19 protein-coding genes are annotated in these 19,434 nt (G+C 71.0%); 11 read left to right on the forward strand and 8 right to left on the reverse strand.

The genetic code is table 11. The features are described 5' to 3' along the window. Nucleotides 1–22 precede the first annotated feature (22 nt). Nucleotides 23–451, reverse strand: coding sequence for a GtrA family protein (locus AB0J91_RS17775; RefSeq protein ID WP_363870017.1), 429 nt, complete (start codon nucleotides 449–451; stop codon nucleotides 23–25). Between the two features lie 354 nt (nucleotides 452–805). Between AB0J91_RS17775 and AB0J91_RS17780 the strand changes: the two genes are divergently transcribed. Both AB0J91_RS17780 and AB0J91_RS17785 read left to right on the forward strand, forming a co-directional pair. Continuing rightward, entirely contained in the window at nucleotides 806–994 is a 189-nt protein-coding gene (locus AB0J91_RS17780; RefSeq protein ID WP_132627042.1) for a hypothetical protein, read from the forward strand. 195 nt (nucleotides 995–1,189) lie between these two features. Next, on the forward strand, nucleotides 1,190–2,080 hold the full coding sequence (locus tag AB0J91_RS17785; RefSeq protein ID WP_363791936.1) for a YegS/Rv2252/BmrU family lipid kinase: 891 nt from the start codon (nucleotides 1,190–1,192) through the stop codon (nucleotides 2,078–2,080). Nucleotide 2,081: 1 nt separating this feature from the next. Here the strand turns inward: AB0J91_RS17785 and AB0J91_RS17790 are convergent, their stop codons facing one another. After that, nucleotides 2,082–3,308 carry an acyl-CoA dehydrogenase family protein gene (locus AB0J91_RS17790; protein ID WP_363869884.1) on the reverse strand — a complete coding sequence of 409 codons (1,227 nt, stop codon included), beginning with the start codon at nucleotides 3,306–3,308 and terminating at the stop codon, nucleotides 2,082–2,084. A 96-nt stretch (nucleotides 3,309–3,404) separates the two neighbouring features. Then, on the reverse strand, nucleotides 3,405–4,388 hold the full coding sequence (locus AB0J91_RS17795; protein ID WP_363869887.1) for an aldo/keto reductase: 984 nt from the start codon (nucleotides 4,386–4,388) through the stop codon (nucleotides 3,405–3,407). 221 nt (nucleotides 4,389–4,609) lie between these two features. Here AB0J91_RS17795 and AB0J91_RS17800 point away from each other — a divergent pair, with 221 nt between their 5' ends. Beyond that, nucleotides 4,610–6,115 carry a serine/threonine-protein kinase gene (locus tag AB0J91_RS17800; protein ID WP_363869890.1) on the forward strand — a complete coding sequence of 502 codons (1,506 nt, stop codon included), beginning with the start codon at nucleotides 4,610–4,612 and terminating at the stop codon, nucleotides 6,113–6,115. Nucleotides 6,116–6,147: 32 nt separating this feature from the next. Next, on the forward strand, nucleotides 6,148–8,184 hold the full coding sequence (pabB, locus tag AB0J91_RS17805; protein ID WP_363869893.1) for an aminodeoxychorismate synthase component I: 2,037 nt from the start codon (nucleotides 6,148–6,150) through the stop codon (nucleotides 8,182–8,184). Here pabB and AB0J91_RS17810 read toward each other — a convergent pair. Next, nucleotides 8,119–9,018: a LysR family transcriptional regulator gene (locus AB0J91_RS17810; protein ID WP_363869896.1), complete on the reverse strand. Its 900-nt coding sequence runs from the start codon at nucleotides 9,016–9,018 to the stop codon at nucleotides 8,119–8,121. The two genes, pabB and AB0J91_RS17810, sit on opposite strands and share 66 nt — an antisense overlap. A gap of 55 nt (nucleotides 9,019–9,073) precedes the next feature. Between AB0J91_RS17810 and AB0J91_RS17815 the strand changes: the two genes are divergently transcribed. After that, nucleotides 9,074–10,120, forward strand: coding sequence for a putative sulfate exporter family transporter (locus tag AB0J91_RS17815; RefSeq protein ID WP_363869899.1), 1,047 nt, complete (start codon nucleotides 9,074–9,076; stop codon nucleotides 10,118–10,120). Here the strand turns inward: AB0J91_RS17815 and AB0J91_RS17820 are convergent. Beyond that, a complete protein-coding gene (locus AB0J91_RS17820) occupies nucleotides 10,110–10,697 on the reverse strand; it encodes a TetR/AcrR family transcriptional regulator (RefSeq protein ID WP_363869902.1) in 588 nt (195 codons plus the stop codon). The genes AB0J91_RS17815 and AB0J91_RS17820 overlap by 11 nt on opposite strands. Before the next feature lie 87 nt (nucleotides 10,698–10,784). On the opposite strand from AB0J91_RS17820, the gene AB0J91_RS17825 reads away from it, so the two are divergent. After that, entirely contained in the window at nucleotides 10,785–11,519 is a 735-nt protein-coding gene (locus AB0J91_RS17825) for a glucose 1-dehydrogenase (RefSeq protein ID WP_363869905.1), read from the forward strand. A 76-nt stretch (nucleotides 11,520–11,595) separates the two neighbouring features. Here AB0J91_RS17825 and AB0J91_RS17830 read toward each other — a convergent pair whose 3' ends face one another. Beyond that, nucleotides 11,596–11,853: a hypothetical protein gene (locus AB0J91_RS17830; RefSeq protein WP_363870023.1), complete on the reverse strand. Its 258-nt coding sequence runs from the start codon at nucleotides 11,851–11,853 to the stop codon at nucleotides 11,596–11,598. On the opposite strand from AB0J91_RS17830, the gene AB0J91_RS17835 reads away from it, so the two are divergent. The 5 genes from AB0J91_RS17835 to AB0J91_RS17855 all read left to right on the forward strand — a co-directional run bounded on the left by AB0J91_RS17835 (nucleotide 11,809) and on the right by AB0J91_RS17855 (nucleotide 16,365). Next, nucleotides 11,809–11,940: a putative leader peptide gene (locus tag AB0J91_RS17835; RefSeq protein ID WP_363870020.1), complete on the forward strand. Its 132-nt coding sequence runs from the start codon at nucleotides 11,809–11,811 to the stop codon at nucleotides 11,938–11,940. The genes AB0J91_RS17830 and AB0J91_RS17835 overlap by 45 nt on opposite strands. A 94-nt stretch (nucleotides 11,941–12,034) precedes the next feature. After that, a complete protein-coding gene (locus AB0J91_RS17840; protein ID WP_363869908.1) occupies nucleotides 12,035–13,246 on the forward strand; it encodes an SfnB family sulfur acquisition oxidoreductase in 1,212 nt (403 codons plus the stop codon). Between the two features lie 13 nt (nucleotides 13,247–13,259). Further along, complete coding sequence (locus tag AB0J91_RS17845; RefSeq protein ID WP_363869911.1) at nucleotides 13,260–13,880, forward strand: 3,4-dihydroxy-2-butanone-4-phosphate synthase; 621 nt, start codon at nucleotides 13,260–13,262, stop codon at nucleotides 13,878–13,880. A gap of 109 nt (nucleotides 13,881–13,989) precedes the next feature. Further along, entirely contained in the window at nucleotides 13,990–15,114 is a 1,125-nt protein-coding gene (gene sfnG / locus AB0J91_RS17850) for a dimethylsulfone monooxygenase SfnG (RefSeq protein WP_363869914.1), read from the forward strand. Nucleotides 15,115–15,144: 30 nt separating this feature from the next. Then, on the forward strand, nucleotides 15,145–16,365 hold the full coding sequence (locus tag AB0J91_RS17855; RefSeq protein WP_363791913.1) for an acyl-CoA dehydrogenase family protein: 1,221 nt from the start codon (nucleotides 15,145–15,147) through the stop codon (nucleotides 16,363–16,365). Nucleotides 16,366–16,550: 185 nt separating this feature from the next. On the opposite strand, the gene AB0J91_RS17860 is transcribed toward AB0J91_RS17855, so the two are convergent. Both AB0J91_RS17860 and AB0J91_RS17865 read right to left on the reverse strand, forming a co-directional pair. Then, on the reverse strand, nucleotides 16,551–17,873 hold the full coding sequence (locus AB0J91_RS17860) for an LLM class flavin-dependent oxidoreductase (RefSeq protein WP_363869917.1): 1,323 nt from the start codon (nucleotides 17,871–17,873) through the stop codon (nucleotides 16,551–16,553). Nucleotides 17,874–17,885: 12 nt separating this feature from the next. Next, nucleotides 17,886–19,199: an MFS transporter gene (locus AB0J91_RS17865; RefSeq protein ID WP_363869920.1), complete on the reverse strand. Its 1,314-nt coding sequence runs from the start codon at nucleotides 19,197–19,199 to the stop codon at nucleotides 17,886–17,888. Nucleotides 19,200–19,434: the final 235 nt, after the last annotated feature.

The raw sequence follows: 19,434 nt of genomic DNA on the forward strand, positions 1-19,434 counted from the left end.
CCCTAGCCCGTGCGGCTGGAGCTCAGCGACCGTCGGTGTCGCGGAAGATGACCCAGCGCATGACGCTGTACATGTACACCGCTTCGCACAGGCCGGCGATGAGCCGCGACACGTGGTACTGCGTGCCCAGCGCCGCCAGGCCGCTGCCGAGGCCGAGGATGAACGCCAGGTAGTTGATCAGGATCGCCAGCGCGTAGAGCGCGGCCTGCGGTCCGACGGGCGCGTGCGAGCGGAAGTTCAGCGCCCGGTTGAGCACGAAGCTCAGCGCGAAGGCGATCAGGTAGGCGACCGTGAACGCCACCGGGACCGGCCAGTGCAGCACGCTGCGGAACAGCGTGAGCAGCAGCAGGTCGAAGGCGAAGGTGGATCCGTTGATCAGCGCGAAGCCGAGGAGGCTGGGCGCGACGACGCGGGAGAGCCCGAAGGGGAGTCTTCGCGTCACGGCTTCCATCGCGGCGTGGAACCGCTGCCCTCGGTCGGGCTGGGAGGACTGCTGTGCGATCGGCTCGGCCTGCTGCCCGGCGCTCATGACCCAACGATGGCATGCCCGCATGCACGCGACCCGCCGAGGGGTCGTGCGCGTGGCGATGACACCTATCGCTTCAGTGCAAAGTGAAATTGAGCCTAAAATTCGGTGAAATCGCGGGAATCGCAATTCGATCCACAATGGAATGCGAATGGAATTCGACGCTTTCGGATGCAGATGTCGACCCCGCCGTGAAGATCGACATCGGATGGCGCATAATTGGTTCTCGGCAGCGCGTGCTCTCCTGCCCCAATTTTGCTCTTTACCTACTTTTCGCTGGTGAGAACTGTGTCCAAGCACGCTCAGCCCCGCCCGGAGGCCGGTATTTCCCGGATCGCCGAAGGTGGGCGCACCTGTCCGCTCCCGTCCGACATGATCGCCCTGCACGGTCCGTGGGGCACCCGCCGAGCCAAGCGCCGATTGGTCTCGACCGGCGTCGTCACCGCAGACGTCGGCGCCCGCGCCTGACCGTCCGTTCCTGCGGCGAGGGGAAGGCCGCCGCGAGGCCGGTTCCACGTCTCGCGGCGGTGCCGCTCGGTCCCGGACACCCCTGTGGGGTGTGACCCGCGACCTGGCGGCGGTAGAAAGGACGCCATCGGTGTCCCCGAACTTCGCAGGAGGCGGACCATTCGCATCGAGCGGCCTGTCACCAAAGCCGCCCTGGTGGTCAACGTGCACTCGCGCACCGGAGGCAAGGCCTACGCCTACGCCCTCGACCGGTTGCGCGAGCTCGGCGTACCCCTGGGCGCCACCTACCCGCTGCACGACCCGTCGCGACTGGTCGAAACCGTCGACTCGGCGGCCAAGAGCGGCCACGACCTGATCATCGTCGGCGGCGGAGACGGCAGCGTCAGCTCGGTGGTCGACTGCCTGGCGCACCGCGACGTCCCGCTCGCGCTGCTGCCGTTGGGCACGGCCAACGACTTCGCCCGCACCATGCACATCCCCGACGACCTCGACGGGGCCTGCCGGACCATCCTGGGCAGCCACATCGTCGACGTCGACCTCGGGCTCTGCGGGGACAACTACTACGTCAACCGCGCCTCGGTCGGCATCGGCGCCGAAGTCGCGCAGGCCATGTCGCCCCGGCTCAAGCGCTACGTCGGCCCGCTGGCCTACCCGGTGGCCACCGCCAAGGCGTTCCTCAAGCACCGGCCCTTCGGCGCCAAGCTGACCTTCCCGGACGGAGACCACGAGGACCGCGAGCACGACAAGCTGCTCCAGGTCTCGGTCGCCAACGGTCGCTACTTCGGCGGCGGGCAGCTGGCCGCCAGCGACTCCGGCATCGACGACGACGCGCTGGACGTCACGGTCATCAAGCAGGGCAACCTCCGCCAGCTCGCCGACGTCGTGCGCGGGCTCAAGACCGGCAAGTCCAGCGATCAGGTCGAGCACATCCGGACCCGCGCGGTGCGGATCGACACCGAGGAGCCGCTGCCGATCAACATCGACGGCGAGGTCGTCTCCAGCACTCCGCAGACCTTCGAGGTTGCGCGCAACGCCCTGCACGTGGTCGTGCCGCGCACCTGGACCGACGGCGAAGCGCCGGAGTAGATCAGCTGTAGGGGGACGGGGTCGGCAGGTCACCGCGCAGGGTGTACCGGCCGACCTCGACCCGCTTGTAGGCCACCGGGTCGTGCAGGCTGTGGGTGCGCAGGTTGCGCCAGTAGAGGTCCATGCCCACCGAGTTGGCCGTGGCGCGAGCGCCGGTGAGCTCGAAGACCCGGTTGGCGATCTCCAGGCCCACGTCGATCGCGCGCTGCTTGGCGGCTGAGACGAGAACCGCTGCGCGACCCCGCTGTTCGCGCGTCACCGAATCGCGGTCGGCGTGCAGCAGCTGCGCGAGGTTCGCCCCCGCCGCGTCGGTGAGCGTCTCGGCCGCCCACAGCTTGGACTGCAGGTCGCCGTACCCCTCCAGCACGTAGAACTCCTCGGTGCCGGAGTTCTTGCCCTCGCCGCCGTAGGGCCAGGCGCGCGTGTGACCGCGGGTGTAGGTGACGCCGGCGCGCAGCGCCGCCTGGGCGATGCCGAGGTAGAGGTTGGCGAACACCAGGTGCAGCGCGGGCACGTGCAGGGTGCTGAAGGCCGACGGGCGGAACTGCTTGTCGACGTACCCGGCGGCGCCGGACCACGGCACCCGGACGTCGGTGATCTCCACGCTGCCGGAGACGGTGAGCCGCTGGCCGAGGTTGTTCCAGTCGTCGCCGAAGGTGATCCCGTCCTGCTGGGCGGGCACGACCGCGAACACGCTGCTCCCGCTGGTTTCCAGCGTTCCCTCCATGACCAGCAGGTCGGCGACCTTGCTCCCGGTGGAGAAGAACTTCTTGCCGCGGTAGAGCAGGGTTTCGCCCTCATCGGTGACGACGAGGTCGTGGTCGCGCGGGTTGACCACGCCGCCGAAGAAGTGGCCGCGGGTGGTGTAGAGCTCGTCGACCTCGGCGATCTGTGCGGGAGTGCCGACCAAGCGCATCGCCCACGCCCACACGTAGTGGTGGCCGAGCAGCTGTCCGATCGAGCCGTCCCCGGCGGAGACCTCGCGCACCACGCGGCAGGCGGTGGTCCAGTGCTGCTCCGCGCCGCCGTGCTCCGCGGGCCCCAGCAGGGTGACGAGCCCGGAGTCCTTGAGCAGCTGAACTTCTCGCGTCGGCACCGCACCGGCCCGGTCGCGCTCGACGGCGTCGGCGGCGAGGACTCCCGCGACTTCGCGCGCTCGCGCGATCCACCCTTCGGCGGACGATGGCTTGGACTGATCGGACCAACGTGAAATCTCGTTGCTGCTCAAGGCCATCCCCTCCGAGCGAAGCGAAAATGCCACGACGAGAGGCACAATAGCGCCCGCGTCGTCGCGGTCTCCCCGCGCCCGGCGAACTTCCCGGCCTCAGGTGAGAGCGGCGTCGCGGGTTTCGGTGCGGTCCGTCGCCGGCGGCGGGGGAGGGGAGAGCTGGGAGATCTCCTCGCGGAGGTCGGGCGTCATGTCGATGTCGAGCGCCGCCAGCGAGTCGGCGAGCTGGTCGAGATCGCGGCCGCCGATGATGGGGGCGGTGACCGCCGGGGCCGACATCGCCCAGGCGACGGCGAGCGTGGCCGGTTCGACGCCCTGCTGGGCGCAGAAGTCGGTGAACTTCTCGGCGGTGACGTAGTCGGACTCCTGCCCGTAGCGGCGGGCGTAGCGCTCGTTGTCGACGAGACGTCCGGTCTCGGGGCGGCGGCTGGTCCCGTACTTGCCGGTGAGCAGACCGCCGCCGAGCGGGCTGTAGGTGATGACGCCGAGCTTCTCGGATTCGGCCAGCGGCATGATCTCCACTTCGGCCTGCCTGCGGACGAGGTTGTACATCGGCTGGATCAGCTCGAAGCGCGCCAGCCGGTCCTTGGCCGAGATCCCCAGCGCCTTGGCGATCTGCCAGGCCGCCCAGTTGCTCACCGCCGGGTAGCGGATCTTGCCCTGCCGTTGCAGGTCGTCGAGCGCGCGCAGGGTTTCCTCGATCGGGGTGTGCGCGTCGAAGGCGTGCACGAAGTAGAAGTCGATCCACTCGGTGCCCAGGCGTCGCAGGCTGGCCTCCACGGCGCGCACGAGGTACCGGCGGGAGGAGCCCTGGGCGTTGATGTCGGGTCCGGTGGGGAAGAACGCCTTCGAGGTGAGCACGACCTCGTCGCGGCAGTCGGCGATGAGCCTGCCGAGGATCTCCTCGGAGCGCCCGCCCGCGTAGACGTCGGCGGTGTCGAAGAAGTTGAGGCCGAGCTCGCGCGCCTGCTGGAACATCTCGGCCGAGGTCTGCTCGTCGGCTTCGGCGCCGAACGACATCGTTCCCAGGCACAGCGGCGACACGCGAACGCCGGTCGCCCCGACGGTCCGGTACTCCATCACGTTCCTCCCGTGGTCGGTCGGATCACAGTGTCACCCATCGGTCACGCGCCGTCAGGATTTCCGCGCTGCGTGGTCGCGGTGCCCGCTGAACCGGATGGACGTGCTCCGGAAGAAGGCGTTTTCCCAGTTCGGAGGCTGGGAAGGTGCCCGGGGGTCCAGGGCGGATCACACGTCCGGGTTAGCCTGGTCGGGGTTTTTCCCGAGCAGAAGGGCTACGCGTGGCAGAGGTGGGCGCGCTGCTCGCCGATCGGTACCGGCTGGAGCGGCGACTGGGCAGCGGCGGCATGGGCGTGGTGTGGCTGGCCGCCGACGAGCTGCTGGGACGCCCCGTCGCGGTCAAGCAGCTCAACCCCAGCGCGGCGTCGACCCCCGAGCTCGTCGAAGTGGCCCGGCAGCGGGCGATGCGCGAGGGCCGCATCGCTGCGCGCCTGCACCACCCGAACGCGGTGGCGGTGCACGACGTGATCGAGCAGGACGGCTTCCCCGTGCTGATCATGGAGTTCCTGCCCTCGCGCAGCCTCGCCGAGGTCCTGGAGGAGAAGGGGCGCATGACGCCCGGTGCGGTGGCGAGCATCGGCGCGCAGACGGCCGCCGCCCTCGACGCGGCCCACGCCGCCGGGATCACCCACCGCGACGTGAAGCCGGGCAACATCCTGCTCAGCGACGACGGCACCGCCAAGATCACCGATTTCGGCATCGCCCACGCCGTCGACGACGTCGCGGTCACCCAGACCGGCGTCATCGCGGGCACGCCCGCCTACCTGTCTCCCGAGGTCGCTCGCGGGCGGGCGCCCACGCCCGCCTCCGACGTCTACGCGCTGGGCGCGACGCTCTACGCCGCGGTCGAGGGCGTGCCCCCGTTCGGCGAGGGCGCGGAGAACTCGATCGCCCTGCTGCACGAGGTCGCGGCGGGGCAGATCCGCCCGCCGCAACTGGCCGGCGTGCTGGCCCCGGTGCTGACCAGGATGCTGCACGTCGACCCCGCTCAGCGGCCGACGCCCGCGCAGGCGAGCGAGGCGATGCAGGCCGTGCTCTCCGGAGCCCCGTCGCCGCTCCCGCCGATCACCGACCCGGACCTCACGCAGCCGGTGGCCCGGGTGCAGGCCGGTTCGCCGAGCCAGGACACCCGCCTCGACAACGTTCCGGTCCCCGCGTCGCAGCCCGCTCGCTCGCGGCGCTGGATCTACGCCGCCGCCGGTGCCGCCGCGGTGGTGCTGGTCCTGCTGGCCTTCCTGCTGCCCTCGGCCGAGAAGGAGCAGCCGGTGGAGCGGTCCGCCACGGCCGCCGAGCTCGAACGCGTAGTCTCGGACTACTACGCGCTGCTGCCCGAGCACCCCGCCAACGCGTGGACGCGGTTGGGCACCGGCTTGCAGGCGCAGGGCCGCGCGGGCTACGAGGGCTTCTGGTCGAGCGTGGCCGACGTGCGCGTCGTCGAGCCGCCGAAGACCAGCGCGCCCAACACCGTCCTGGTCGGAGTCGAACTCCACATGACCGACGGGTCCCGCATCACCGAGCGCCACCAGCTCGGACTGCGCGGCTCCCAGCAGCCGCTGATCGTGTCCGACGCGGTCCTGAACTCCACGACCAGCACGCCACCGCCCCCTCCGCCTCCGCCGCCCGCGCGGACCGAGCGTCCCCAGCCGCCCGACGGGGACAAGCAGGAGGAACGCAGGGGGCGCGAGGACCGCAAGGGCGAAGAGGACAAGAGGGGCGAGGACAGCTGACCCTCGCAACCCCCGGACGGGAGGGCGGAGTCGTGCGCACGCTGCTGGTCGACAACCACGACTCCTACACCTACAACCTGTTCCACCTGCTGGCCCGGGTCAACGGCTGCGAGCCGCACGTGGTCACCAACGACGCCTCCGTCGACCTCGACGACTACGACAACGTCGTCCTCTCACCCGGACCTGGAACGCCTGAACGTCCGCGCGATTTCGGCATCTGCGCCGACGTCCTGGACAGGGCCACCGTTCCGGTGCTGGGCGTGTGCCTCGGGCACCAGGGCCTGGCGGTGAGCGAGGGCGCGCGCGTCGTGCAGGCCCCGGTCGCGCGGCACGGTCACATCACCCGCGTCGCGCACGACGGCGACGTGATGTTCGCCGGGATTCCCACCGGGTTCGGGGCCGTGCGCTACCACTCGCTGTGCGTGGCCGAGCCGGTGCCCGAGGAGCTGCTGGTCACCGCGCGGGCCGAGGACGGGGTGGTGATGGCCTTGCGGCACAGGCGGTTGCCGCGCTGGGGCGTGCAGTTCCACCCGGAGTCCGTCGAGTCCGAGCACGGCGAGCGGCTGCTCGCGAACTTCCGCGATCTCGCCACCCGCAGCACACCTCGGACCGCGCGACGAGCGCCGCGAAGGGTCCTGCCGCAGAGGAGGTTCCGCGCCAACGTCGTGGAGCTCGACGGGGCGGTCGACACCGAATCGGCGTTCACGCGGCTGTTCTCCGAGTCGGAGAACGCGTTCTGGCTGGACAGCTCCCGGGTCGAGGAGGGGCTGTCGCGGTTCTCCTTCCTCGGCGACGATTCCGGTCCGCTCAGCGAAACCCTCGTCTACCGCGTCGGTTCCGGCGACGAGCCGGTCCTCGACCGGTTGCAGGGGGAGCTGGCGCGCCGCGAGATCGAAGCACCGCCGCTGCCGTTCGACTTCACCGGTGGTTACGTCGGCTACTTCGGGTACGAGCTCAAGGCCGACTGCGGCTCGCCCAACCGGCACCGCTCGCCGACGCCGGACGCGGTGTGGATCTTCGCCGACCGCTTCGTCGCCGTCGACCACCAGCAGCAGCGCACCTACCTGGTGGCGCTGAGCGAGGGCGAGGACCGGTCCGGTGCGGTCGACTGGCTCGCCGACACCGCCGCGCGACTGGCAGACCCGGTCCGGCTCGACGAACCCGGCGGCGGTGAGGCCGACGGCGTCGAGTCCGCGTTGGCCCGCGACCGCGCCGAGTACGTGCGCGACGTGCTCCGGTGCAAGCAGCACCTGCTGGCCGGTGAGAGCTACGAGATCTGCCTGACCAACTCGGCGGACCTGCCCGCCGCGGAACCGGCGTTGCGGACCTACCGGCGCCTGCGCCGCCGGAATCCCGCGCCGTACTCCGCTTTCCTGCGCGCGGGCGGTGTCGAGGTGGCGTGCTCCTCGCCGGAGAGGTTCCTCAAGATCACCTCGGACCGGGTGGTGGAGGCCAAGCCGATCAAGGGCACCGCGCCGCGCGGCGAGAACCCCGAGGAGGACGCGCGCATCCGGCGTGAGCTGGCGGCCGATCCGAAGACGCGGGCCGAGAACCTGATGATCGTCGACCTGATGCGCAACGACCTCGGCCGGGTGTGCGCGGTGGACACGGTGCACGTGCCCGAGCTGATGGCGGTGGAGACCTACGAGACCGTGCACCAGCTGGTCTCGACGATCCGCGGTGCGCTGCGCCCCGAGCGCGACGCGATCGACTGCGTGCGCGCCTGCTTCCCGGGCGGATCGATGACCGGGGCGCCCAAGCCGCGCACGCTGGAGATCATCGGAGAGGTCGAGGACCGGGCGCGCGGCGTGTACTCCGGCACCATCGGCTACCTGGGCTGTTCGGGCGTGGCCGACCTCAACATCGTCATCCGCACGATGGTGCTCGTCGACGGGCGCTGGCAGGTCGGCGCCGGTGGCGCGATCGTGCTGGCGTCGGATCCGGAGGACGAGTTTGACGAGATGCTGCTCAAGGCCGCCGCACCGACGCGCGCGCTGCCGCCGTCAGTCGGGAGCGCGCATGGCGGTGGCCAGCAGCGCCGCGGCCGGGCCGGTGAGCTGAAGTCCTGAGCGCCAGACCGCGTGCAGCGGTCGTCGCAGGTCCAGGTCGGCGACCGGGACCTCCACGAGCCGCTTCTCGGCGAGGTCGGAGGCCACCGCGAGCGTGCTGAGCACCGCCGGACCGGCGCCTGCGACCACCGCGTTGCGCACCGCCGTGGTGGAGCGCAGCTCCAGCAGCGGAGCCACCGGGGTGGCGCCGACGTCGGCCAGCGCCCGGTGCAGCGTCTCCCGGGTGCCCGAGCCGTGTTCGCGCACGATCACCGGCGTGGCGGCCAGTTCGCTGGGGGTCAGCGGTCGCCGCAGCTTCGCCCAGGGGTGTCCGGGCGGGGCGATGACGACCATGCGGTCGCGGGCGACGTAGCGAACCGAGACGCCCTCGGGCGGGTCGGGGGTTTCGATGAAGCCCAGATCGGCCTGGCCGTGCCGGACCGCTTCGGCCACCGCCGCGGAGTTGGTGACGTCGAGCTCCAGGTGGACCTCGGGCAGGGCTTCTCGAAGCCGGCTGATCCAGCGCGGCACGAGGTACTCGGCGACGGTCATGCTCGCCGCCACCCGCAGCTTGGACTCCTGCTGGGCGCGCAGCGCCCGGACGCCGTTCATCAGCCCGTCGACGTGCGCGAGGACCTCGCGCGCCCAGCCGCACACCATCTCCCCGGCGGGGGTGGGCGTGCAGCCCTGGCGGGTGCGTTCCAGCAGCGCCAGGCCGAGCTGGCGTTCCAGCCGGTTGAGGCGCTTGCTCGCCGAGGGCTGGCTGATGCGCAGCTCGGCGGCGGCGGCCCCGATGCTGCCCAGCTCGCCCACCAGCACCAGCAGGCGCAGGGATTCCGAATCGGGCGCGGTCATGCCCGAAGGGTAGGTCCTGGGCAGGCTCACTGGGGAGCGGGCATTCCGCTGGGCTATGACGACCTGCGCCGACGACGGCTACAAGGGGGCCGCCCGGTCGGCGAACGTGACCGGTGTGAAGATCCTGACCAGCGCTGATACCCACCTCGTTCCGGGACTCGTGCTGACCGGCGCGGCCGTGGCCGCGGCGATGCTGGTGTCCTCGCAGGTTCCGGTGCTCAGCGCGCTGACCGTCGCGGTCGCGCTGGGCGTGGTGGTCGGGAACCTCCCGAACCTGCCCGAGCGGGTTCGGCCGGGACTCGCGTGGGTGGCGCGCATCCCGCTGCGCGCGGGCGTGGTGCTGCTCGGGTTGCAGCTGAGCGTCGGGCAGATCCTCGGGCTGGGCGCGGGCACGGTGCTGGCCGTGCTGATCACCGTGGTGGCGACCTTCGCCGGGACGCTGTGGCTCGGCCGGGTGCTGGGAGTCTCGCGAGGTCTGTCGCTGCTGGTGGCGACCGGGTTCTCGATCTGCGGGGCGTCCGCCGTGGCGGCCGTCGAGGGAGTGGTGGACCGCGAGGACGAGGACGTGGCGACCAGCGTGGCGATGGTGACGGTCTTCGGGACCGTCGCGATGATCGCGCTGCCGGTGACCTTCGCGGGCACCGGTGTCGGCGCCGACCTCGGCGGGCGGATCGCCGGGGCGGCGGTGCAGGAGGTCGCTCAGGTCGTGGCCGCCGCCTCGCCGCTGGGTGCCTCGGCGGTGACGCTGGCGGTGGTGGTCAAGCTCAGCCGCGTGGTGTTGCTGGCCCCCCTGGTGGCCGGCGTGAGCCTGCTCGGCCGGCGGCGCGCGACGGCGACGCGACCGCCGATCATGCCGATGTTCGTGGCCGGATTCCTGGTGACCGTGGCGCTGCGCAGCAGCGGGGTTCTGCCGGATTTCGTCGTCGACGTGTCCCGGCCGGTCACCACGCTGCTGCTCACCGCCGCGCTGTTCGCGCTGGGCACGGCGGTCCGCGTCGGGGCGCTGCTGCGCACGGGACCGCGCGCGTTCGCGCTGGGCACCTGCTCGACGATCCTCGTCGTCGCACTGGCCACCACGACGATGGGCCTGCTCAGCCAATAGCGGGCAGCAGCCTGCGCAGGGCGCCGTCGGCGGCCGTGGCGAGCTCGTCGAGGTCCATGCCGGTGCGCCCGAGTGCGACGATGCCGAGCTGGGCGGCCAGGACGGCCCGGGCGAGTTCCTCGGCGTCCGCGTCCGGGTCTACGTCGCCCTCGCGCTGGGCGCGGTCGAGCGCCTCGGTCAGCACCCGCGTGGTCGCCTCGTAGCTGCGGCGGGCCTCGGCGGCGACGTCGGGCATGCTCATGGCCAGCTCGGCGGTGGTGTTGGCCAGCAGGCAGCCGCGCCGGGCGCCCGTCACGTCGCTCCCCGGACCGCGCACGAAGTCGCGGACGAAGTCCACACCCCGCTTCGCCGCGGCCAGGCGCTCGCGGAGCATGCGGTCGTTGGCCTCGTCGTAGTCGCGCAGCACGCGCAGGAACAGGCTCCGCTTGTCGCCGAACGCGCCGTAGAGGCTGCCCTTGCCGAGTCCGCTGGCGCGCATGAGGTCGTCCAGCGACGTCGCCGCGTAGCCCTTGTCCCAGAACTCCTGGCGGACCGCCGCGACGACACCGGCTTCGTCGAACTCCCGGGGTCGTGGCACGGCACGAGAATACGACTTCTTGACCGAACGGTCCAGAACGGGCAGAGTTGTGGACGGAACAGTCCATAATTCAGGGAGGTGGGCGGCATGGCCGTCCTGCAGGACAAGGTCGCCGTGGTCACCGGTGGTAGCAGCGGAATCGGGCTCGCGATCGCGCGAGCGTTCCGCGACGAGGGCGCGACGGTGTTCATCACCGGCCGCCGGAAGGAGGTGCTCGACGAGGCGATCGCCGAGCTCGGCGAGGACGTCACCGCCGTGGTCTGCGACTCCTCGAAGCTCGCCGATCTCGACGCCCTCTACGAGGCGGTCCGAGAGCGGGCGGGGCACGTCGACGTGGTGGTCGCCAACGCCGGCATCGGCATCGACGCGCCGTTCGGCGAGGTCACCGAGGTGCAGTTCGACGCCCAGTTCGGCGTCAACGTCAAGGGAACGGTCTTCACCGTCCAGAAGGCGCTGCCGCTGCTGCGGCCGGGCGCGTCGATCATCCTCACCGGATCGACCGCCGCGACGCACCCGCAGCCCGGCCTGGAGATCTACGCGGCGACCAAGGCCGCGGTGCACCACCTGGCGCGCGGCTGGGCGCACAGCTCCGGTGCGCGCGAGTTCCGGGTCAACGCGGTCTCGCCCGGCATGGTCCCCACACCGGGCCTGCTCGACCTCGTCGACGCCGAAACCCGGGAGCAGGCCCAGCGAACGATCCCGTTGGGCCGCCACGGCAAGCCCGAGGAGATCGCGGCGGCCGCGGTCTTCCTGGCCTCGGACGCCGCCAGCTATGTCAACGGCTCGGTGCTCGCCGCCGATGGGGGAGTCGGGCAGGTCTGACTCGCCGGTCGAAGTCCCCCGGTCGTGATCGTCTGGCCGTGCGCGGCGCAGATCCGGCCGGTCAAGAAGTCGGGGACTACCGGGTCCGGGTCGGCGCACAGGTCCGCCGGCACCCGGACCCGGTGGTCCCGGCCGGCGGCATCGCGGACGGTCGACAGCACCACGCCGCTGGTCGAGATCCCGCCGACAGCAGGGTGTTCACCCCGCGCTCGCGCAGCCGCGCGTCGAGGTCGGTGGTGGAGCACGCGCCCACGCGGGTCTTGCGGACCTCGTGCGTCCGCAGGATGGGATGGTCGATCCGGCTGTTGACACCTGCGGTGGGCACTGGTGGCATGAGTGCGTGCTCCCCGCGGATCTGCTGACCAAGCGCCGCCACGTCGACCTGGTTCGCGTGGCCGCGCAGGCGTGTCGCATCCGCTGATCCGCAGCGCTCTTCTCCCTCTTCTCATTCGGCGCAGCCGCGTCTGGTTCAGGCTGCCGCGCGCCGTTTTCCGCTGCCTTCGAGGAGCCCACCCATGGCAACCACGTCCACCGCTCCCACCCCGGTGGCCGCCGTGCTGCGCGACGACGCCGACGCGCTCGTGCAGGCACGCCGGCTGGCCGACTCGTTCGCGGTCGAGGCCGCTGACCGGGATCGGGAGCGCCGCATCCCGCGCGCCGAGCTCGCCGAGCTGTCGGCCAGCGGCCTGCTCGCCGCCACCGTGCCCGCCGACCACGGCGGCGCCGACGTCGGAACCCGCACGCTGCTGGAGGTGTTCCGGCTGCTCGCCGCCGCGGACCCCAGCATCGCGCAGATCCCGCAGAGCCACTTCGCCTACGTCAACGTGCTGCGCGAGAGCGCGACACCCGATCAGCAGGAGTTCTTCTTCGCGGAAGTGCTGGCGGGCAAGCGCTTCGGCAACGCGCAGTCCGAGACCGGCAGCCGCACCGTGCAGGACATCCAGACCCGTCTGAGGCCCACCGAGGACGGCGGTTTCGCGCTCAACGGCACGAAGGGCTACTCCACCGGGGCGCTGCTGGCGCACTGGATCCCGGTGCTGGCCAAGGACGACGCCGACCGCCTCCAGGTCGCCTACGTGCCGCGCGACGCCGACGGCGTCACCGTGATCGACGACTGGGCCGGGATGGGTCAGCGCACCACCGCCAGCGGCACCGTCGAGCTCGACGACGTCCGGGTGCCCGCCGAGCGGATCGTGCCGCACCACTTGACGTTCCAGCGCCCGCAGCTGCACGGCGCGCTCGCCCAGGCGCTGCACGCGGCGATCGACGTCGGCATCGCCGGGGGAGCCCTGGCCGACGCCGCGGAGTTCGTGCGCACCCGCAGCCGCCCGTGGGGTGAAGCGGGAGTGGACACCGCCGCCGAGGACCCGCTGACCATCCAGCGCTTCGGCGAACTGGGCATCCGGCTGCGCGCCGCCGAAGCGCTGCTGGACTCCGCCGGTGCGGCCATCGACGACGCCCGAGCGGACCTGACCGAGGACTCCGCCGGAGCCGCCTCCATCGCCGTGGCCGCCGCCAAGGCGTTCGCCGACACCACCGCGATCGAGCTGACCAACGCCCTGTTCGAGGTATCCGGGGCGCGGTCCAGCCTCGATTCCGCGAACCTGCACCGGCATTGGCGCAACGCCCGCACCCACACCCTGCACGACCCGGTCCGCTGGAAGATCCAGCACATCGGTCGCCACACCCTCAACGGCACCCTCCCGCCGCGCCACGGCCAGATCTGAAACGAGGACGCACATGCTGATCGAAGAACGGGACGTGGCCCTGACGGCGGTCGCCGCAGGAGAAGCCGTCGTCGTGCACGACGCGGGTGACGAAGGCGGAGTCGTCTTCGCCGCCGGACGCGCCGACGTGGGAAGCACCGCGTTCGCCGTCCGGCACTCGTCGGGCTTCCTGTGCGTCGCGCTCCCCGAGAACCGTTGCGATGAACTGGCCCTGCCGCCCATGTCACCACGGGCGCGGCGCGATACCGGCGGCACGGTGTGCGTGACGGTGGACGCCGCCGTCGGGGTGAGCACCGGAATCTCCGCCGCCGACCGCGCCCGCGCCGCGCGGGTGCTCGCCGACCCGGCGGCGGTGGCCGCCGACCTCACCCGGCCCGGACACCTGGTCCCCGTCGCGGTCGACCCCGACTTCCCGAAGCCCGGACTCGCGCACGCCGCGCTGCGCCTGGTCACCCTGGCCGGGCACGCCCCGGCCGCGGTGTTCGCCCACCTGGTCAGCCCCGCCGATGAGACCCGCATGGCCACGGGCGACGAGCTGCGCACCTTCGCCGCCGACCACGGGCTCACCGCGTTCGACGCGCGGAACCTGACCGAAGGCGACCTCGCCCGCGTCGGCGCGCCGGCGCCCAGCTGACCGACCCTTCCTGAAAACCCGCTGCAGAGCGGGACTTCCCACCGCACGCGCGTGATCCACGCGCGTCGATCCCGCACGCCCGATTCACGTTCGCATTGGAGTTCTTCGCATGTCCGAGAACACACCGCTGAAGTTCGCCTACTGGGTGCCCAACGTCAGCGGCGGCCTGGTCACCAGCACCATCGAGCAGCGCACCGAGTTCACCTACGACTACAACAAGAAGCTCGCCGTGCTCGCCGAGAACAGCGGGTTCGAGTACGCCCTGAGCCAGGTGCGCTACGCATCGAGCTACGGAGCCGCGCAGCAGCACGACCCGGCCGCGTTCAGCCTCGGCCTGCTCACCGCCACCGAGCGGCTCAAGATCATCGTCGCCGCCCACCCCGGTCTGTGGCATCCGGCGATCCTCGCGAAGTTCGGCATCACCGCCGACATCATCTCCGAGGGCCGGTTCGCGGTGAACATCGTCAGCGGCTGGTTCAAGGACGAGTTCACCGGTCTCGGCGAACCCTGGCTCGAACACGACGAGCGCTACCGCCGGACCGAGGAGTTCATCCGCGTGCTGCGCGGGCTGTGGACGCAGCCGAACTTCGAGTTCTCCGGCGACTTCTACCGCATCCACGACTTCAGCCTCCGCCCGCAGCCCGTCGACGTTCCCGGCCGAGCGCATCCGGAGATCTTCCAGGGCGGCAACTCCACCGCCGCGCGCAAGCTCGCCGGACGCGTGTCGGACTGGTACTTCAGCAACGGCAAGGACTTCGACGGCTTCTCCGAGCAGGTCGCCGACGTCCGGGGCTTCGCGGCCGAGAACGACCACGCCGTGCGCTTCGGGCTCAACGGCTTCGTCATCGCCCGCGACAGCGAGGCCGAGGCCCGCGACGTGCTGCGCGAGATCGTCGACAAGGCCGACGCCGGTGCCGTCGAGGGGTTCCGCAAGTCCGTGCAGCAGGCCGGGAACTCCACATCGGACGGCAAGGGCATGTGGGCCGACTCCGAGTTCGCCGATCTCGTGCAGTACAACGACGGGTTCCGCACCGGGCTGATCGGGACTCCCGAGCAGATCGCGCACCGCATCGTCGAGTACAAGAAGCGCGGCGCGAACCTCCTGCTGCTCGGATTCCTGCACTACCTCGAAGACGTCGAGCACTTCGGCGAGAAGATCCTGCCGATCGTCCGCGAGCTCGAAGCGGACCTGGACCGCACCGGCGACCCGATCGGTGTGGGGAACGCTCGCTGAAATCCCGGAAACACCGAGAGAAGGAGAGTCATGACCACCACCGAACAACGCCGCTTCACCACCCGGCCCGACACCACGCAGGGCTGGCTGGACCGAGCCCGCGAGGTCGCCGGCGTGCTCGCCGAGACCGCGCTGAGCCGCGACCGGGCCAACGAGACACCGCACGAGGAGGTGCGGCTGCTCAAGGAATCCGGGCTGGTCACGCTGCTAGGGCCGCGCGAGCACGGCGGCGCCGGCGAGACCTGGCAGACCGCCTACCGCGTGATCCGCGAGGTCGCCAAGGGAGACGGCTCCATTGGCCAGCTGCTCGGCTACCACTACCTGTGGGCCTGGGCCGCGCGGCTGGTGGCCACCCCCGAGCAGATCGCCGAGGTCGAGCAGCTCTACACCAGCAACGAGTTCTTCTTCGGCGGCGCGGTCAACCCGCGCGACGACGACCTGGTCATCACCGACGAGGGCGACACGCTGGTGTACCGGGGGCGCAAGTCGTTCTCCACCGGCAGCAAGGTCTCCGACCTGACCGTGCTGGAAGGCGTGCTGGAGGGAACCGACACGCACGTCTTCGCGATCGTGCCCTCCCAGCAGGACGCCATCGTCTACGGCGACGACTGGGACAACCTCGGTCAGCGGCTCACCGAGTCCGGCAGCGTGCGGATCGACGGGGTCCGCGTGCCGTGGGCGTCGGCGGCCGGGTTCGTGGACAAGCAGTTCCAGGCGCTGACCTACAACACCCTCAACGTGCCCACCATCCAGCTGGTGTTCGCGAACTTCTACCTCGGCATCGCCCAAGGCGCGCTGGAGGCGGGACTGTCCTACACGGCGGGCAACACCCGCGCCTGGCCCTACGGCGGTGACAACAAGGAGTCCGCGGGCGAGGAGTTCTACGTCCTGGACGGCTACGGCGACCTGCAGGCCAAGCTGTGGGCGGCCGAGGCGCTGGTGGACAAGGCGGGCGAGGAGATCTCGGCCGTGTTGCACGCCGAGCGGGAGGCGCTCACCGAGCAGCAGCGCGGTGACGTCGCGGTGCGCATCGCCGCGGCCAAGCAGCGGGTCATCGACGTGGGGCTGGAGATCGCCACCCGCGTGTTCGAGCTGACCGGTGCTCGCGCGTCGTCGAACTCGGTGGGCCTGGACATCTACTGGCGCAACCTGCGCACTCACAGCCTGCACGACCCGGTGGCCTACAAGCGGGTCGAGGTCGGCCGGTACGCGTTGCTGGGGGAGGTGCCCGAACCCACCTGGTACACATGACCGGACCACGAAGAGGGGGTGCGGCCACCGCCGCACCCCCTCTTCACCGACCGCCACATCCGGGCCTGCGGGCGTCGGGTGTCTTGGCAATGGGCGGTTTTGGTCTGAACTGTCCGGGCAAAAGGGATTTCGATCACGGACGGTTCGGACCAGAACCGCCCCCGGTCGAGATTCCTCTCGGTGGGTCAGCCGACTCCGGCAGTGGGTTCGTAGCGGCTGGGAGGCCGGGGGAGGCCGAAGTGCTCGCGGAGGGTCCTCCCGCTGTAGTCGTGGCGGAAGATCCCTCGCCTCCGGAGTTCGGGGACGACGTGGTCCACGAAGGTTTCAAGACCTGAGGGCAGGACGTCCGGCATGAGGCTGAAACCGTCCGCCGCTCCGTTGCGGAACCAGTGCTCGATGGTGTCGGCGATCTGCTCGGGCGTGCCGATGGCGTAGCGGTGACCACCGCCGCCCAGCAGGGCGAGCTCCCGGGCCGTGAGACCGCCCTCACGGGCGTAACCGGCCACCGCGCGCGCGAATCCGCGCGAGCCCCGCTTCTCGTCGAGGTTGGCCAGCAGGTGTTCCGGCACCGGTGCGTCCAGGTCGAGATCCTCCGGCGACACGCCGAGATTGGCGGCGAGTCTCGCGATCGCCCACTCCTGACCGCCCAGCTCGTCCAGTTCCGCCTTGCGGGAGCGCGCCTCGGCCTCGGTGGAGGCGATGACGGTGCACAGGCCCGGCAGGATCTTGAGCGTCGACGGGTCCCGGCCGAACTCGCGGGCCCGGCTCTTCATCGCGTCGTAGAACGTCTTGCCGTCGGCGAAGGTCGTCTGGGCGGCGAACACCGCGTCGGCGGTGCGGGCGGCCAGTCGCTTGCCCGGTTCCGAACCGCCCGCCTGCACCACCACCGGCCGGCCCTGGGGCGATCGGGGCAGCGGCAGCGGGCCGCGCACCGAGAAGTGCGGGCCCCGGTGGTCGATGGTGTGGATCCGGTCCGCATCGGCGAGATCTCCACGTCGATCGCCGACCAGCGCGGAATCCTCCCAGGAATCCCACAGCGCGTTGACGACGTCGACGAACTCCTCCGCGCGGCCGTAGCGGTCGTCGTGGCCGGGCAGCTCAGGGAGTCCGAAGTTCGGGGCCACCACGGGGTCGTAGGTGGTGACGGCGTTCCACGCCGCCCGGCCCCGGCTGATGTGGTCCAGCGAGGAGAACCTGCGCGCCAGGTTGTACGGGTCGTTGAAGGTGGTCGAAGCGGTGGCCGCCAGACCGGTGTGGGTGGTGGCCGAGGCGATGCCGGTCAGCAGCACGGTCGGCTCCAGCCCGAGCGTCGGCCGGACCCGGGGATCCTCCCGCAGTCCGGGGATGTCGGCGAGGAACACCGCGTCCAGGGTGCCGCGCTCGGCGATGCGGGCGATGGCGCGGTAGTGGTCGATGTCGAGGTAGGCGAACGGGTCGTCGTGGGTCCGCCACGCCGCCGCGTGGATTCCGGCGTTGTACATGTTCACGCCGAGATGGAGCTGTCTCATGTCGGCTCCAGATCAGGCGGTGACGGCGACCGGACGGCCGGACAGCGTCGGCAGCCGGTGCGTCTCCGCCGCCAGGTAAGCAGAGACGGCGGTGATCGCCGACAGCGCCGCGTAGAACGCCACGATCAGCCACGGCTGACCGCCACCGGCGATGAGCAGGCTCGCGGCGATCAGCGGAGCCAGACCACCGCTGACCACCGAACCGAACTGGTAGCCGATGGAGGCGCCGCTGTAGCGCACGCGGGTGCCGAACAGCTCGCTGAACCACGCGGCCTGCGGCCCGTACATGGCGTCTTGGAACACGTTGATGCCGACCACGACCGCCAGCACGACCAGCACCGGCGACCCGGACCCCACCGCCAGGAAGTAGGCGGGCAGGAACAACCCGCCGCCGATCGCGCCGAACAGGTACAGCGGTCTGCGCCCGACCCGGTCCGAGAGCACCGCCCACGCGGGTGTGCTGATCAGGCCGAGGGCGGAGGAGACCAGGATCGCGGTGAGGCCGACGTTGTTGTGCGTGCCGAAGTGCTGCGCGATGTAGGTCAGGCCGAAGGTCGTGTAGATCGTGTAGCCGCCGTTCTGCGACAGCCGCATGCCCGCGGTCAGCCACAGGTTCTTCTGCTGGGTGCGGGCGACCTCCAGGAGCGGCCAGCGGGCGAGCTCGTCGCGCTCCCGAACTTCGGTGAACACCAGGCCGTCGTCGAGCTTCATCCGGATGACCAGGCCGACCGCGATGAGCGCGATGCTGGCCAGGAACGGCAGCCGCCAGCCCCAGGCGTCGAAGGAGTCGTTGCCGATCAGCCAGCGCACCGTCGCGAAACCGCCCGAGGCCAGGAGCATTCCGGCAGGCGAGCCGACCTGCACCAGGCTGCCGTAGAAACCGCGCTTGCCGGGTTTGGCGTGTTCCACCGCCAGCAGCGCAGCACCGCCCCACTCGGCGCCGGCCGCGAGGCCCTGCAGCAACCGCACGGTCACCAGCAGTGCCGGGGCGGCCAGGCCGACCTGGACGTAGGTGGGCAGCAGACCGATCGCGAGCGTGGCGATGCCCATCAGCAGCAGCGAGCCGACCAGAATCGGCTTGCGGCCCACCCGGTCTCCGAGGTGCCCGGCCACCAGAGCTCCGATCGGCCGGGCGCCGAAACCGGCGGCGAACGTGGCGAACGCGGCCAGCGTTCCGGCCGTGGGGCTGATGTCGGGGAAGAACATCCGGTCGAAGACCAGTGCCGTTGCCGTGCCGTAGAGGTAGAAGTCGTACCACTCGATGGTGGTGCCGACGAAGCCATCGATACCGGCCTTGGTGGCCGGATCGCGCAGAGCGCTGTTCATGTCGTGCCGTCCCTGAAGTCGAGTTCCGTTGCTGCGGAGGCGAAATCCGCCGAGGTGTGCGGATCAGGGACGACAGGAGGCCGCGGTCACGCGTGCGAGATCGATGTGTCGACGGGCGACCAGCTGGACCATGGCCGAGAGTATGAGCCGCCGAGGTTGAACCGGCCAAGGTCGTCCAGCGAGTGAGAATCCCCCACGGCCACCAGCGGTTTCCCATCAGGTGAGTGTCGTTGAC

This window comes from Saccharopolyspora sp. NPDC049357 (assembly GCF_040677225.1).
GTDB lineage: Bacteria > Actinomycetota > Actinomycetes > Mycobacteriales > Pseudonocardiaceae > Saccharopolyspora.

Coding starts and splice junctions, on each gene's coding strand:
- AB0J91_RS17775 (WP_363870017.1), bottom strand. CDS start 451: ATGGAAGCCGTGACGCGAAGACTCCCCTTCGGGCTCTCCCGCGTCGTC.
- AB0J91_RS17795 (WP_363869887.1), bottom strand. CDS start 4,388: ATGGAGTACCGGACCGTCGGGGCGACCGGCGTTCGCGTGTCGCCGCTG.
- AB0J91_RS17810 (WP_363869896.1), bottom strand. CDS start 9,018: ATGACCGCGCCCGATTCGGAATCCCTGCGCCTGCTGGTGCTGGTGGGC.
- AB0J91_RS17815 (WP_363869899.1), top strand. CDS start 9,074: ATGACGACCTGCGCCGACGACGGCTACAAGGGGGCCGCCCGGTCGGCG.
- AB0J91_RS17825 (WP_363869905.1), top strand. CDS start 10,785: ATGGCCGTCCTGCAGGACAAGGTCGCCGTGGTCACCGGTGGTAGCAGC.
- AB0J91_RS17835 (WP_363870020.1), top strand. CDS start 11,809: ATGGTCGATCCGGCTGTTGACACCTGCGGTGGGCACTGGTGGCATGAG.
- AB0J91_RS17830 (WP_363870023.1), bottom strand. CDS start 11,853: ATGCCACCAGTGCCCACCGCAGGTGTCAACAGCCGGATCGACCATCCC.
- AB0J91_RS17840 (WP_363869908.1), top strand. CDS start 12,035: ATGGCAACCACGTCCACCGCTCCCACCCCGGTGGCCGCCGTGCTGCGC.
- AB0J91_RS17845 (WP_363869911.1), top strand. CDS start 13,260: ATGCTGATCGAAGAACGGGACGTGGCCCTGACGGCGGTCGCCGCAGGA.
- sfnG (WP_363869914.1), top strand. CDS start 13,990: ATGTCCGAGAACACACCGCTGAAGTTCGCCTACTGGGTGCCCAACGTC.
- AB0J91_RS17855 (WP_363791913.1), top strand. CDS start 15,145: ATGACCACCACCGAACAACGCCGCTTCACCACCCGGCCCGACACCACG.
- AB0J91_RS17860 (WP_363869917.1), bottom strand. CDS start 17,873: ATGAGACAGCTCCATCTCGGCGTGAACATGTACAACGCCGGAATCCAC.
- AB0J91_RS17865 (WP_363869920.1), bottom strand. CDS start 19,199: ATGAACAGCGCTCTGCGCGATCCGGCCACCAAGGCCGGTATCGATGGC.